General features: G+C 41.5%; 10 protein-coding genes. 5 read left to right on the plus strand and 5 right to left on the minus strand.

Translation table 11 applies throughout. The features are described 5' to 3' along the window. Nucleotides 1-306 precede the first annotated feature (306 nt). A complete protein-coding gene (locus F9K23_07330) occupies nucleotides 307-804 on the minus strand; it encodes an acetyl-CoA carboxylase biotin carboxyl carrier protein subunit (protein KAB2917003.1) in 498 nt (165 codons plus the stop codon). Between the two features lie 54 nt (nucleotides 805-858). On the opposite strand from F9K23_07330, the gene F9K23_07335 reads away from it, so the two are divergent. The 3 genes from F9K23_07335 to F9K23_07345 all read left to right on the plus strand — a co-directional run bounded on the left by F9K23_07335 (nucleotide 859) and on the right by F9K23_07345 (nucleotide 6,024). After that, the gene (locus tag F9K23_07335) at nucleotides 859-3,615 is read left to right on the plus strand and encodes a M1 family peptidase (GenBank protein ID KAB2917004.1); all 2,757 of its coding nucleotides are present in this window, start codon (nucleotides 859-861) and stop codon (nucleotides 3,613-3,615) included. 149 nt (nucleotides 3,616-3,764) lie between these two features. Continuing rightward, complete coding sequence (locus tag F9K23_07340) at nucleotides 3,765-5,012, plus strand: competence/damage-inducible protein A (GenBank protein ID KAB2917005.1); 1,248 nt, start codon at nucleotides 3,765-3,767, stop codon at nucleotides 5,010-5,012. A 151-nt stretch (nucleotides 5,013-5,163) separates the two neighbouring features. Further along, the gene (locus F9K23_07345; protein KAB2917006.1) at nucleotides 5,164-6,024 is read left to right on the plus strand and encodes a DNRLRE domain-containing protein; all 861 of its coding nucleotides are present in this window, start codon (nucleotides 5,164-5,166) and stop codon (nucleotides 6,022-6,024) included. Between the two features lie 64 nt (nucleotides 6,025-6,088). On the opposite strand, the gene F9K23_07350 is transcribed toward F9K23_07345, so the two are convergent. Next, a complete protein-coding gene (locus F9K23_07350) occupies nucleotides 6,089-8,152 on the minus strand; it encodes a dihydrofolate reductase (protein ID KAB2917007.1) in 2,064 nt (687 codons plus the stop codon). Nucleotides 8,153-8,453: 301 nt separating this feature from the next. Between F9K23_07350 and F9K23_07355 the strand changes: the two genes are divergently transcribed. Next, entirely contained in the window at nucleotides 8,454-8,948 is a 495-nt protein-coding gene (locus F9K23_07355; protein KAB2917008.1) for a DUF4293 domain-containing protein, read from the plus strand. Between the two features lie 6 nt (nucleotides 8,949-8,954). Here the strand turns inward: F9K23_07355 and lpcA are convergent, their stop codons facing one another. Both lpcA and F9K23_07365 read right to left on the minus strand, forming a co-directional pair. Further along, on the minus strand, nucleotides 8,955-9,530 hold the full coding sequence (gene lpcA / locus F9K23_07360; protein KAB2917009.1) for a D-sedoheptulose 7-phosphate isomerase: 576 nt from the start codon (nucleotides 9,528-9,530) through the stop codon (nucleotides 8,955-8,957). Further along, on the minus strand, nucleotides 9,530-11,749 hold the full coding sequence (locus tag F9K23_07365) for a DUF255 domain-containing protein (protein ID KAB2917010.1): 2,220 nt from the start codon (nucleotides 11,747-11,749) through the stop codon (nucleotides 9,530-9,532). The genes lpcA and F9K23_07365 overlap by 1 nt, the downstream gene beginning before the upstream one ends. 214 nt (nucleotides 11,750-11,963) lie before the next feature. Here F9K23_07365 and F9K23_07370 point away from each other — a divergent pair, with 214 nt between their 5' ends. Further along, the gene (locus F9K23_07370) at nucleotides 11,964-13,670 is read left to right on the plus strand and encodes a LysM peptidoglycan-binding domain-containing protein (GenBank protein ID KAB2917011.1); all 1,707 of its coding nucleotides are present in this window, start codon (nucleotides 11,964-11,966) and stop codon (nucleotides 13,668-13,670) included. On the opposite strand, the gene F9K23_07375 is transcribed toward F9K23_07370, so the two are convergent. Continuing rightward, the gene (locus F9K23_07375) at nucleotides 13,671-14,405 is read right to left on the minus strand and encodes a hypothetical protein (GenBank protein ID KAB2917012.1); all 735 of its coding nucleotides are present in this window, start codon (nucleotides 14,403-14,405) and stop codon (nucleotides 13,671-13,673) included. Nucleotides 14,406-14,423 lie beyond the last annotated feature (18 nt).

Below are 14,423 nucleotides of genomic sequence, written 5' to 3' on the forward strand. Positions count from 1 at the left end.
CACTATATACTGCATAACGAAGGCAGACAGCCCGTAATTGCAGCAACCCTCAAAGTTAATGCGGTGTTTTATGGGTTTGGGTAAAACATTTTAACACTTAGGCCAAAGTGCAAACTTTTGTGTACACAATAAAACTGCCGCCGAGAAGTATAGTAAGAGTATAGTTTATGTTCTATTTTATTACGGCAGGTTTAAGCCTGCCGCTTTTGTAATTACCTCCCTGCGGAGGACTTAAGTCCTTTGCAAGGAGGTAATTTTAATAGTATTGGGTTTAACCCCATCCACATTGATTAATCGGAATCTTTTTTAGCACTTAATAAGTACTTGGTTTTTCTCCACCTTGTCGCCGGGGTTTACCACCACTTCTTTCACAGTACCGTCGGCAGGGGCTTTTAAAATGTTTTCCATTTTCATGGCTTCAAGCACCAACAACGCATCGCCTTTCTTAAAGCTATCGCCTGCGTGTACCAAGGTTTTTATCACAAGTCCGGGCATCGGGGCTTTAATTTCGTTCAGCTTGCTTCCCGCAGCCGCGCCCATTCCCATTTGGTCAAGCAAAATATCAAAGCGGTCTTTTACCGCTACCGTATGCTTAGTCCCGTTCACTTTTACGGTGTAGGTTTTGGTGTCTGCATCAAAGCCCACCATCTCTACATTGTACGATTTGTTTTCAAGCAAAAGGTGCAAACGTTTTTCGTCAACACGGTACACATCAGGGTGCACAGCTTCGCCGTTTATTTCGATTAGTTTATCTTTATCTGTAATTGTATAATCGTGTTTATCGTTTACTTTTGCCTTTATCATTGGATAAAAATTTCTCAAAAATCAGCAAAACCTCATAATTAAAAAAATCCCTTTATGCGCAAATTACTTGTGGTGCTTTTGGTAGGGCTTGTAGCAGTAGCGGCCTGTAAATCTAAAAAGAAACTTACGGCGGAAGAAATCGCTGCCAATGAAGCCCGGATGGCGGACTCAATAGCGATGGCGGAAGCAATAGCCGAAGCCGAATGGGCTACCGACACTACCGCTTGGGACGGTGGAGATGAATATACAGGCGATTACGACTGGAACCCTGAACCACAAACCCTTGCTCCTTATCAGGCATCAAAAACCCGCACGATTGATATTACCCACACTAAACTGGATGTGAAGTTTGATTATGAAAAACAACACATGTACGGTAAGGCGTATATCACTCTAAAACCTTATTTCTACCCAACATCAACGGTTGAGTTGGATGCTAAAGGATTTGACGTTTTAGGAGTATTTGTGGTGGATGCTAAGAACAATACTACCCCATTACAATATGAGTATGAGAACCTTGCCAAACTTAAAATAAAGTTGGGTAGGGAATATAAAGCCAATGAGGAATTGACCTTGTTTGTGAACTATGTTGCCAAACCTAATGAATTGCCTTCAGACGGTCTTGATACTGAGAAGGCTGAAGCAGCTATTACCGAAGATAAAGGCTTGTACTTTATAAACCCTTTGTTGGAAGACAAAAACAAACCCCGCCAAATATGGACACAGGGCGAAACCGAAGCTTCATCGTGCTGGTTTCCTACGTTTGATTCTCCCAACGAGCGTTTTACCCAAGAGATTATTATGACGGTGGATACGCAATACGTTACCCTAAGTAACGGTAAGCTTATCGCATCAAAAGTGAATAAAGACGGTACGCGTACCGACCACTGGAAACAAAACCTTCCCCATGCTCCCTACCTTGCTATGATGGCCGTAGGTAAGTTCTCTATTGTGAAAGACAAATGGCGCAATATTGAGGTGAACTACTATGTGGAGAAGGAATATGAAAAATATGCCCGCCTGATTTTTGGTAATACTCCAAAAATGATTGAGTTTTTCTCTAAAAAACTAGGCGTTGATTACCCTTGGGAAAAGTATCACCAGATAGTTGTGCGTGATTTTGTATCGGGTGCAATGGAAAATACCGGAGCTGTGATACACTTTGATATGTTGCAACACGACGACCGTATGCACATTGACCAACCGATGGAAGATGTGATTTCGCACGAGTTGTTCCACCACTGGTTTGGTGATTTGGTAACTACCGAAAGCTGGGCCAACTTGCCGCTAAACGAGAGCTTTGCCACTTATGGTGAGTACTTGTGGAGAGAATACGCTTATGGTCGTGAGGAAGCTGATGAACACCTTGACGAAGATTTGAGCCGCTACCTAAGCGAGGCTGAAGAGAAGAAAACAGAATTAGTTCGCTTTAACCACGATAAACCCGATGATATGTTTGATGCACACAGCTACCAAAAAGGTGGCCGTGTATTGCATATGTTGCGCAAATACGTTGGCGACGATGCTTTCTTTAAAGCATTGAACATTTATCTAACCCAAAATAAATACAAATCGGTTGAGATGCACCAATTGCGTCTTGCGGTTGAAGAAGTAACCGGAGAAGACCTTAACTGGTTCTTTAACCAATGGTTTTACAGTGCAGGCCACCCTGTGTTGGACATCAACCACAGTTATGATGAAGAAAACGGTGTTTATGTGATTGAGGTAACCCAACAACAAAGCGGTGAGAACATTCCATCGGTATATAAACTGCCTTTGAAAGTTGATATTTATACTGAGACCGGAAAAACTACCGAAGAGATAGTTATTGATGAGAGTTTTGAGCGTTTTGAATTTAACCCCGCAGGAAAAGTACGTTGGGTAAACTTTGATGCTGAAAAGATGTTGCTTGCCAAGAAAACCGAATACAAAAACAACGAGCAATGGTTGGCACAATTGACAGAAGGCCCCTTGTATATGGACCGTATGGAAGCAATCACCAAAGCTGAAGAGCTTGTGAGCAGCGGTGATGAAATGGGAGAAAGCATGGTGTTAACTGCTATGGGCGACCGTTTTTGGTCAGTACGTCTTAAGGCATTGAAGATTATTAAAGATGCTGAGATGGCTGCTAACAACGAGAAATTAGCCCGTCGTATCAGTATAATTGCTGAAAGTGATAAAAAATCTACCGTGCGTGCTAAGGCGATTGATATCATCAGCGAAATGGACGACGCCACCTACGCTCCTATCTTTACTAAGTTGTTGAACGATTCGTCGTACTTTGTTGCCGGTGAAGCAATATCAGCTCTTGCCCGCATTGATAGTGCCACTGCTGTAAAATTTGCCGAAGCTGAATATGTAAAAATGAAGAACGAGCAAATGCGCTCACTTTACCTATACATATTGGGTAAATACGGTGCCGGTGATTACATGGGCTGGTTTACCAAAGAGTTTGAAACTGCTAAAGGTGACGGAGTATTTTTATTGGCAACCGGCTTAGGTGCACACATGGTGAATGGTGACGAAGACCGTACGCTAAAAGGCCAAGAGTTATTGCAAAGCCAAGACATGAGCGGTAACTGGATTATGATGTTTGTGATGTACAGCATCAACAAACAGATAAACGATAAGTATGTACCCATTTACAAATTATTGAACCAAAAAGCAGTGGCTAACGGCCTTACTGCCTCTGAAAGCAACCGTTTGGAGAAAATACAACAAATACTTTCGCAAAGCGGCGGACTTGAAGAAGAGGAAGAAGAACACCATGAAGGTGACGGACACAACCATCATCACGGACACGAACATTAATAGTTTGACGAAATAAATTTGAAAAGCAGCCCAAGGGCTGCTTTTTTTGTTAAATAAATAAGGCTGAGAAAAACTTTTTACGGCCTTTGTTTTTTTATTTTTAGAACGGATTAAAACCGTAGGTTTGAAATCGAAAACGCTATAAAACTGTGAACAACTACTGCGAAATAATAACCATTGGAGACGAGCTGCTTATAGGGCAGGTGGTAGATACTAACTCGGCATGGATTGGCCGTGAATTAAATAAAATAGGTGTTGAGGTTGTTCAAAAAACAGCAATTAGTGATAATGTTGAGCATATTATTGGTGCCCTTAATAATGCCAAAACCCGCGCCCGCATTATTTTGATTACGGGCGGACTTGGCCCCACCAAAGACGACCTTACCAAGCAAACCCTTGCCACCTATTTTAACAGCGGCTGGCGCAAAGAGATAGCTGTAGAAGAGCATATCCGGAAAATTTTTGAAGCCCGCAACTTGCCTATACTGGACGTGAACCTTGAGCAAGCATTGGTGCCCGATAATTGTGTAACCATTTTTAACCACCAAGGTACTGCACCGGGTATGTGGTTTGAAGAAGACGGACATATCTTTATCTCTATGCCGGGGGTACCGTATGAAATGGTATCTATGATGGAGAATTTTGTGCTACCCCGTCTTGAGCAATTAGACAACACCCAGCACATCGTTCATAAAACCATTGTGACGGCAGGCATTGGTGAATCGTTTTTAGCAAAGAAGATTGAGTCTGTAGAGGACAATCTGCCCAAACATATTAAACTGGCTTATCTGCCTCATTATACATCGGTAAGACTAAGGTTTACCGCAAGAGGAGAAGATGAAACCGCCATGCTGGCCGAACTTGAAGAAATAACTACCCGTGTAAAAGAGCTTGTAGGTGAGTATGTGATTGCCGACGAAGACATAAAACTTGAGCAACTGATTGGCAGGTTGCTTAAAGAACGTAACCAAACACTGGCAACTGCTGAAAGTTGTACAGGTGGCTATATCTCCCATTTGATTACCAGCATACCCGGTAGTTCTGCATACTTTATGGGTGCTTTGGTTTCTTATGATAATAAAGTGAAGATGGGGCAACTTGGTGTGAAGGCTGATACTCTTGCCACTGTAGGTGCGGTAAGCAGTGAAACGGTAGAGCAAATGGCACGCGGTGTAATTGAGCTATTGGGAACCGATTACGCCATTGCAACCAGTGGTATTGCCGGCCCTGATGGCGGAACCCCTGAAAAACCGGTTGGCACTGTTTGGATTGCTGTAGCCAATAAACACAAGGTATTGCCTTTAAAATTCAACTTTCACGGAACAAGGCAAGCAGTTATTGAGCGCTCAGCAATTACTGCCCTTAATATGTTACGTAAGCTGATTTTGGAACATTAGTCGATTTAGGGAAGCTTATATTCCTATTAATCATATATTTGCATTTAGCAATAAAACCTGAACGTATGTAGAGCATCAGTACAAATAAACAACAGCAAATAGGCAGCCCAATAAGGTTGAATTTATTTTTTAACCTTAATTCTCAATTTTTATGAAACCCTTATTTCTCACTCTGGCACTAATGCTTGCCGGTGCTGTTCTAAACGCACAAACTGTTGTTACCATTGTTGCCGATTCAGTAAAAGGCAAAGACTCTGAAGTTGCCTCGATTAATTATGCTGTAAACAACAATTACGCTAACGAAAAAGTACACTATGTGTATGCATGGACACAAAGTGGTACTCCAACCATCATTAGAACGTTTCTTTGGATTGATTTAGCGCAAATCCCTGCCAATGCAACCATCTCATCCGCCTCTTTGAATCTTTATTATGATGCTGCTTTTGTAGCCGTACCTGTGGCCGGACAGAATGATTTTTGGGTTGAACGTGTTACACAATCGTGGGCAGAAAACACTATCACATGGAATAACCAGCCATCTTCAACTACTGTAAACAGAGGTTCTTCTACTGTTTTTACCAGCTCGGATATGGTTTATACAGTGGATGTGAAAGAGGTGATAAAAGATATTATTGCATCGGGTAACAATTACGGTTTGGTATTGAAATTAAAGGAGGAACAACCTTATAGAAATGTGGCTTTTGGAAGCACTGAGAACCCCGACCCGAACAAACGCCCCACACTTGAGGTTGCTTACACTGTGCCCACCACAACAATAGAACCTATAGCCGAAACATCGTTTACGGTGTACCCCAACCCTACAAACAATACGATTACGGTTACCGGAGGTGAGGGTAATGCAGCTATCAGCATTTTGGATGCAACAGGTCGTGAGGTATTTTTCGAGGCCAATTATGGTTTTAATACCCCCCTAAATATAGACGGACTGGCATCCGGTGTTTATTATTTGCGTGTAAATAACAGCAAAACGATTAAACTGGTAAAGGAATAACCCATAAAACGAAGAAGGCCCCGCAGCAAGCTGCGGGGCCTTCTTCGTTTACATATCAAGCGTATTATGGCTTAAGGAAACCATAGTTCTTACCGTATTCAAGCATTTGCTTTGAAAAATCGGTAGGGTACTCAATTTTCACATCTTTTATTTTGTCGCCATCCATTACAGGCACCAATTTGGGCTGAATAAATCCTTTGTAGGGAGCCACATCCAATTTGTTAAATCTTTCCAACACCTCGGCCAAAAGAGCTTGGTCAACTTTTACCCCGTATGTTTCTACCAATGCTTGGCCTGCTTTAAAGTCACCTTCTGATACAATGCGTTGAATTTCGCGCAATAATTCACCAAACAAAACACGCAGTTTATCATAGTCGTTTACTTTTACGTAGGTTTTACCATCTTTCTTAAACATCTCAATCACATTATCGGCCTTCCCTTTTTCGTAAGCCCATTGAGCTACTAACTGACGGTTACGCATGTGGGCTTCTTCTAAATTTTCTCCAAGTTTTAAACGAGTTAGTTGGGTAATCAAGCCGTTCATTATGTAGCTGTCGTATTCGCACTTCCCTACCTCAAGGCTGGGCATCACACCAATATCTACCAACTTCTTATCCATAATGTAATACAGGGCAACAAGGTCGGCACGGGCTTCTTCCAACGTGCTTGAGTATTGTTTAAGCGTTTCATCGGGCGTGCCTACACCTTTGTTTATCTGACCAGATGCGTGCCCTATTACCTCGTGCATATCGGTATGAAGTTCCCCTGCTAATACACCGTGTTCAACAATACGTTTTTTAACTTCTTCACTCGATACAAACTCACCCAACATAGGACTTTTTGCACCCGCTATGTTGTAGGCATTAACAATATTACCCAACGATACTGATTTTGAACCGTGTGTTTCGCGTACCCAACGGTTGTTTGGTAAGTTAATACCTATGGGAGTGCTGGGGGCGGCATCACCGCTTTCAACTACCACTGTAATCACTTTGGCACTAATGCCTTTTACTTGTTTCTTTTTATGTTCGGGCATCAGGGGTGAGTTATCTTCAAACCACTGTGCTTGCTTTGAAATGGTTTCGATACGTTTGCTGGCTTCCATGTCTTTAATAGATACCACGCTTTCAAACGAGCCTTTTTTGCCAATCGCATCTAAGTACACTTCGATAAAGCCGTTTACTACATCAATAGTGCTGTTTACGTCTTTTATCCAAGCAATGTTATAAGTGTCCCAATCTTTTACATCACCGGTATTGTAGTATTTCACCAGCTTTTCAAGGGCATCTTTTTGTTCAGGGGTTTCTGCTACAGCAATAGCCTTGTTCAGCCAATACACAATCTTTTCGATGGCTTGTGTGTACATCCCGCCTACTTTCCAAACCCTTTCTTGCACATTGCCTTTTTCGTCTTTATACACTTGTGTGTTCAAGCCCCACTCAGGTTGGCTGTCGCCTTTACCTTTTAGTTTAGCATAGTAAGCTTCTACTTCATTTTGAGTTACCCCTGCATAAAAGTTGTTTGCTGATTCTGCTACGTTATCAATGCCCTGAGCTTGGTTCACTATTTTTGCATCGACATCGGGGTTAAATATTACTTCGCCCAAAATATCCATCAAGGTGATGGTATCGCCCATTATAGGGTATGGAAACCGTTTTGAATCGCTGTTGGCTAAAAGACTTTTAAAATATTCAGGACCGCATTCGGGTATAAATTTTATGTTGCTGTAGTGATGGTGGATGCCGTTGCTAAACCAAACACGTTTGGCATAGGTGTCAAATTTCTTCCAATCCTCAGTTGTTCTGTCGCCTTTGTAGCTTTCGTAAATGGCATCAATAGTTTGGCGGATGGCAAGGTTGTGTTTGTATTTTTGATCGTATATAATATCGCGGCCGCAAAGTGCAGCTTCGTATAAATAATATGCCAGCTCTTTTTGCTTTGGGGTAAGCTCATTAAACCCGGGCACTTCATAACGAAGTAACTGAAGGTCGGCAAAACGTTCATTCACCACCTCAAATTCAGTTTTAATCTGCTCACTTCCATTACCCTTTTGGGCATTGCTGTCGCGGCAACCCGTATTCATCAGCGATACTGATATTGTCATTACTACTATGTGTTTTAGTTTCATTATTCAGCGTTGGTTTATCACCCCAAAGTTCTAAAAAAGATTTATTTAGGCCATAGATGAACGCTTTTAATTTTTGTGGTTGGTAAATTTTTGTTTGTTGCTATATTAAACCCTGTACTAAAGGGGTATGGAGTTAACAAATTAGCGAGGTATCATGTTTTTTGTATATTGCGTAAGCATAGATTGCATTTGTTTTTAATTTAAAAGATACATATTGATTAAAATTTAATCTTTTTTAAAAACAATATGCATTTTTGTGCAAACTTTAAGCTGTAATATTGAGGCGATTTACTAACCTGGCATGATACAACGCATTCAAACTGTTTATCTTTTTATTATTGCTGTGATAGCGGCACTTCTTCTATTGTTTAATCCTTCTTATCTTGAGATTCAGGGATACGATAAATGGACAGGAAACGATAAAGGCAATATCAGTTTACATTTTAAATCGGCTGAGAAAGTTTTAAACGAGGCGGTGATTGAAAGTGTGAACCTTTCACTTATGGGTTATACTTTATTAGTTGTATCAGGATTGGCTTTTATCGGTATTTTCTTATTCAAAAACAGGCAGTTGCAAATGCTGCTAACCAGTTTCAACTTTATCTTTATACTGGTATTGTATGTATTAATGGTGTTTTACGGTGTTAAATACCACGGGCTGCTAAGCCAAGAAGTTGATACAGAAATTGCTGTTGGATTGTTTTTCCCGCTGTTTTTGCCCGTATTTAATTACATGGCACTTTCGCGCATGAATTATGACGAGCAGTTGTTGCGCGGTGCAAACCGATTGCGCTAATTTTTCTTAGCCCTTTAATCCTTCTTCGATATAATCCATCAATGAATGGATTACTTTAATGTGTATTTCTTGTGCACGATCAGCATATTTGCTGTGCGGCGCACGAACTTCCACATCAACAGCAGCGGCCATTTTACCACCGTCTTTTCCGGTTAATCCCACTACTTTCATGCCTTTTTTATGGGCGGCTTCAATGGCATTTAATACGTTTTTGCTGTTTCCGCTGGTGCTGATAGCCAGCAGTACATCTCCTTCGTTACCGATGGCTTGTACAAAGCGTGAAAACACAAACTCGTAGCCGTAATCATTGCTAACACATGAAATGTGCGAAGGGTCAGATATTGAGATTGCCGCAATAGGTTCACGGTTTTCCTTAAAACGTCCGGTAAGCTCTTCGGCAAAGTGCATGGCATCGCACATGCTGCCGCCATTGCCGCACGAAATTATCTTTTTGCCGCTTTTTAACGCTGCAAGCATTGTATCGCCGGCGCGCGCAATGCTTTTTATATTGTCATCATCACTCAAAAAATTTTGAAGCACCTGATAGGCCTCCAAAAAGTTTTTCCTAATCACATCGCTCATTATTCAACTGGGGGTTTAATACCTTCACGCTTGTAAAACAAGGCTTTGGCCTCGTCTAAAAACTTAATAAACTCTTTTACATTATAATTACTGCCTCTGGGCTCGGCAAGCAATTCTTCGTTATTATCCAACAAACAATAATTGGGTTGAGCATTGCTGCCAAAGTAGCAAATTTGTATGTCGCTGTTAATTTTTCCGATAGATTTTTTCACCTTACCATCAAACTTAGATGTTCTCCATTCACTTTCAGGCAATTCTGTTCTGTCATCCACATACAAGGCAACCACAATAAAATCCTTTTCCAGCCTTCTTAAAACCTCAGGATGTGCCCAAACCTGTTCCTCCATCTTACGGCAGTTAACACAACCGTGTCCTGTAAAGTCGATAAACAACGGTTTGTTTAAGTCTTTGGCACAATTGATTGCTTGTTTATAATCAAAATACCCTTTCAATCCGTGTGGAAGATGTAAAAATTCAGTGTGTTTGGGTTTTTCGCAAAGATTGCCAACTCCTTCGCCTTTAATCATTGCAGGCAGGTTAAAACTATGTGTAGTGGTTGGCGGTAAATAGCCTGCTAAACCGGGTAATGACGCTCCCCACATACCGGGTATAAGATATACTACGAACCCAAAAGTAAGGATGGCCAAAAACAAACGGGGTACTCCCAAATAAGGCATATCGCTGTCGTGGGCAAATTTTAATTTACCTAACAAATACACACCCATTAAGAAGAAGATTACAATCCAAAGGGCTATATATATTTCACGGTCAAGTAAATGCCAGTGATAGGCTTGGTCAGCCACACTAAGGAATTTTAAACCCAGCGCCAGCTCCACAAATCCTAAAACAACTTTTACACTATTAAGCCAGCCGCCAGATTTTGGCAAACCTTGCAGCCAATTAGGAAATATGGCAAATAAAGTAAAGGGAAGTGCAAATGCAGCAGAGAAACCTAACATACCTACGATAGGACGAAGGTAGCTGCCTTGTGATGCTTCAACTAAAATGCTGCCTACGATGGGGCCTGTGCAAGAGAATGATACTAAAACAAGGGTAAAGGCCATAAAAAATACACCTATTAACCCTCCCCTATCGCTTTGTTTATCAACTTTATTAATAAACCCGCTAGGTAATGTAATCTCGAACAAGCCAAAAAACGATATAGCGAAGATGACAAACACTAAGAAGAAAATAGTATTAACCGTAGCATCTGTGCTAAACCAGTTTGCTCCAACGGCTCCAAATATGCGCGAGAAAATTGTTCCTATTAGGGTATAAATAAGAATAATAAATACCCCGTAAAGGATAGCGTTACGCCTACCTACTGCCTTGCTTGAGCTGCTTTTCAGGAAAAATGTAACTGTCATGGGTATCATGGGGAACACACATGGCGTTAGCAGCGCTACTAACCCTGAAACGAACGCTACAAGAAAAAATACCCACAGATTATCGTCTTCTTCTTTTGCTTCTACAATACCACTTTCTCCAACAAATTTTTTGGTTTCACAATTACCGCCTTCTAGTATAGATGTACTGTGGTAACCGCTTGTGTCTTTGGCTGCTTTTGAAGTATCATTACTTTGATGACTTGGCGCTGAAGATACAGGGTCAATAATTCCTTTTGCCCTTAATGCATCGGTAATTTCTTTTATTCCATCACAGCAATTACCACCACCCTCTTCAGTTATTGACGACTCATCCACAGGTTGAGAAGGTTCAACTACAACGTTCGCTCCACCGCTCACTTTCAGCAGTTTGCCAAAATCGCCTTCTTCGTCGTTAAATAAAACACACTTCCCGTCTATATCGCTGCATATCTGGTATTCTACTACAGTCCCTTTAATGGCCGGGTTAGCCGCTAATATTTTAACCTTTTGTCTAAACTCAGCTTTCTTCTTAAATATTTTTACTTCGCCAAAAAACTCATCCTGCTTGGTAATGGGGTTAATTGCTTTTACACCGCCCACCAACTTATAAGTAGCGTTCTTATCAAATTTAAAGACCGCCTTTATAGGGCCATCGCCTTTAAATTCGTTAGAATACATATACCAATCTTTGGGTATATCGGCCTTAAATATCAACTCTACTTCATCGCCTACCTTCACATCGCCTTTAGAAACACTAAAACTCCATGTAGCGGGCAACACCAATTGTGCCCCGGCTAAAACGGGCAACAAGGCGGCCAGCCATACTATCAGTAATTTTCTCACAATAAGAATATCTGTTTTACGTCCGACAAATTTAATTTAAAACTGTAAAGCTAAAAGGTTAGCTGCGTATTAGGCGACAAAATCTACTCCAAAGTTTCAATTATCCCATGTTTTTACCTTTTTGTACAATACCCTGTTAAGTGTTGAAAAGTGTACAACTAACCCCCTGTATTGATGTTTGGTGCAAATACTTTTGAAACTGATTACGTTATAGTGGTATATTATGCTTAAAAAGACAGCTTTTTCGATACTCCTGTGCCTTTGGTTGGCAGCGGGCTTTGCCCAAGATAAGAAGATGACGGTTCAGGAATATATTGATACCTATAAAGAGCTTGCCGTAGGCGAAATGGAACGTGCACGCATACCTGCCAGTATTACTTTGGCACAAGGTATTTTGGAAAGTGCCAACGGAAACAGTAGGTTGGCTACGGAAGGAAACAACCATTTTGGTATTAAGTGTAAGAAAAACTGGACAGGTAATACCATTTACGCTGACGACGATGAACTGCACGAATGTTTCCGTGCTTACGCAACGGCTAAAGAGTCGTATGTAGACCATTCGACGTTTTTGATTGAGAATGCACGTTATGCTTTTTTGTTTGACTTAGAAATAACAGACTACAAGGGTTGGGCAAAAGGACTGAAGCAAGCCGGATATGCTACCAACCCACAATATGCTGAGATATTAATAGGGCTGATTGAACGCCACGAGCTTCACAAGCTGGATAAAAACGAGCCTTTGCCTAAAAAGGGTGATGAAATTAAACCTAAACCTGACCCCATTGTACAAGCTGCCGGAGAATTATTCAGGTTTAACGGCATCCCTGCTACTAAGGTAATGGAAGGTCAAACGGCTATTTCTATTGCCCAAGTGTATGGGCTACTTCCCCGCCAGTTTTACCGTTACAACGATATGAAAGAAGGCAGCGATGTGGTGCCGGGCAGTATTGTGTACTTAAAGCCCAAGCACCGTAAAGGCAGCGAGGCTTACCACACGGTGAAAACAGGGGAAACCATGTACAGTATTTCGCAATTGTATGGGGTGAAATTGAAACACTTATACAACTTTAACCGAATGAAGGAGGACACTGAACCTGCTATCGGGCAGATAGTGTATTTGCGCCGCAAACGCCGCACTCCCCCTGAGTTGCGTATAGAAGGTGCGGAGACTATTATCCGTATTCCCTTTGCTGACACCTTGAAAACAGAGCCTTATATTGAGCGCCCCGAGGTAGTTATCAAACCCAATGACCCTGCCCCTAAAAAGGAAAAAACCAAAAAAGAAGAACCCGTTGAGCAAGCTCCTGTGGCAAAAGAAGAAAAGAAACCTGTGTTTGTAGAGAAGAAAACCGATGAGAAGTATGATGTGCAGATTGAGGAGAAGAACAAAGAGTACCGTATTGATAAAAAACAGTTAGATAATGTAGAGTACCATGTGGTGCAAAAGGGTGAAACCTTGTTTGCCATTGCCCGCAAATACGGTAAGAGTGTGGAACAATTGAAGCAACTGAACCATCTTTCGGATTTTGGATTGAAAGAGGGACAGAAGATAATTGTGAACCAGAACTTTAAAGAGAAAGAACCCGATACAAAAACTACCGACTTTTATCACGAGGTGCAAAAGGGCGAAACCCTGTTTAGCATTGCCAAAAAATATAACATGACGGTGGATGAGTTGAAGAAACTGAATAACCTTGGCGATAGTCCAATAAGTGTAGGAACACGCTTGGTGGTTTCAAAAGCAGAGGTAAAAAGTGAGAATACAAAAAGCGAAACCGTTACCACTAACTTTACCTACCACACCGTAGCACAAGGCGAAACGCTGTATGCAATAGCCCGCAAGTACGGTGTAAAAGTGGATGATATTAAGAAGCTGAACAACTTGGGCGACGGGGCAATAAAACCCGGTGATAAACTACGGGTGAAGTAGTTAATCGGCCCCTACGATAAAGCTTAGCATCAACGAAAGGGTAAAATTACTACCCGTAGATGATACATCGTCTTCATTATCAAACTGCGCAGTGGCAGGGTTGATGGTTTCGTTCAACTCTTTGTAAGAGGTACTTAAAGGAATAAACTGGTAGCTGGGGCGCAGGCCAACAGAAATGTAATCGGCAAGAAACACGTCTCCTTGCAGAAACAGAGATATGCCGACGTTAAGTTCGCTCATCACCTCTTTGTATTCAGCGGCATCAAGGCGGGTGTACACTTTATGGTGAATAAGGTCTAAAGAGCCTCCGAAATTCAGCAGCATACCATCACTAGCACCCCCGTAATAAAAGCCTCCCTCTAAATTAAAACTATTCGCAGTAAAGCGTAAATCGCGTTGATACGTTTTACCGTTTATATCCTTTCCTTGTGCAAAGGTACTCGCCCTGCGTCCTACTCGATTCATTGAAAAGGTCATACCACCGTTATTACTAAACGGTACACCTATGCCTAAACGCCATCCTAAACTCCCCATCAAGGTTATATTTCGCATATTCCGGCTTAGGGTTGCTGCACCGTTTTGTCCCTGACGGGTTTCGTTGTAACGGTCAATCACATGATTAAGCCCCTTGAATTGGCCAATGCTTGCCGATGGGTTAAGAGAAAATACAAACAGTTGTGCCTTGCTTTGGATGCAAAAGATTAAAAACGAAGAAATTAGGATTGCTTTTTTCATATTCGCTTACTTATAGGA

It is taken from the genome of Bacteroidota bacterium (genome assembly GCA_008933805.1).
Taxonomy (GTDB): domain Bacteria; phylum Bacteroidota; class Bacteroidia; order UBA8524; family UBA8524; genus SB11.

What these genes read in the sequence shown, in the direction of transcription:
- lpcA (KAB2917009.1), bottom strand. Translation starts at nt 9,530, where the DNA reads ATGAGCGATGTGATTAGGAAAAACTTTTTGGAGGCCTATCAGGTGCTT.
- F9K23_07330 (KAB2917003.1), bottom strand. Translation starts at nt 804, where the DNA reads ATGATAAAGGCAAAAGTAAACGATAAACACGATTATACAATTACAGAT.
- F9K23_07355 (KAB2917008.1), top strand. Translation starts at nt 8,454, where the DNA reads ATGATACAACGCATTCAAACTGTTTATCTTTTTATTATTGCTGTGATA.
- F9K23_07350 (KAB2917007.1), bottom strand. Translation starts at nt 8,152, where the DNA reads ATGAAACTAAAACACATAGTAGTAATGACAATATCAGTATCGCTGATG.
- F9K23_07345 (KAB2917006.1), top strand. Translation starts at nt 5,164, where the DNA reads ATGAAACCCTTATTTCTCACTCTGGCACTAATGCTTGCCGGTGCTGTT.
- F9K23_07375 (KAB2917012.1), bottom strand. Translation starts at nt 14,405, where the DNA reads ATGAAAAAAGCAATCCTAATTTCTTCGTTTTTAATCTTTTGCATCCAA.
- F9K23_07370 (KAB2917011.1), top strand. Translation starts at nt 11,964, where the DNA reads ATGCTTAAAAAGACAGCTTTTTCGATACTCCTGTGCCTTTGGTTGGCA.
- F9K23_07335 (KAB2917004.1), top strand. Translation starts at nt 859, where the DNA reads ATGCGCAAATTACTTGTGGTGCTTTTGGTAGGGCTTGTAGCAGTAGCG.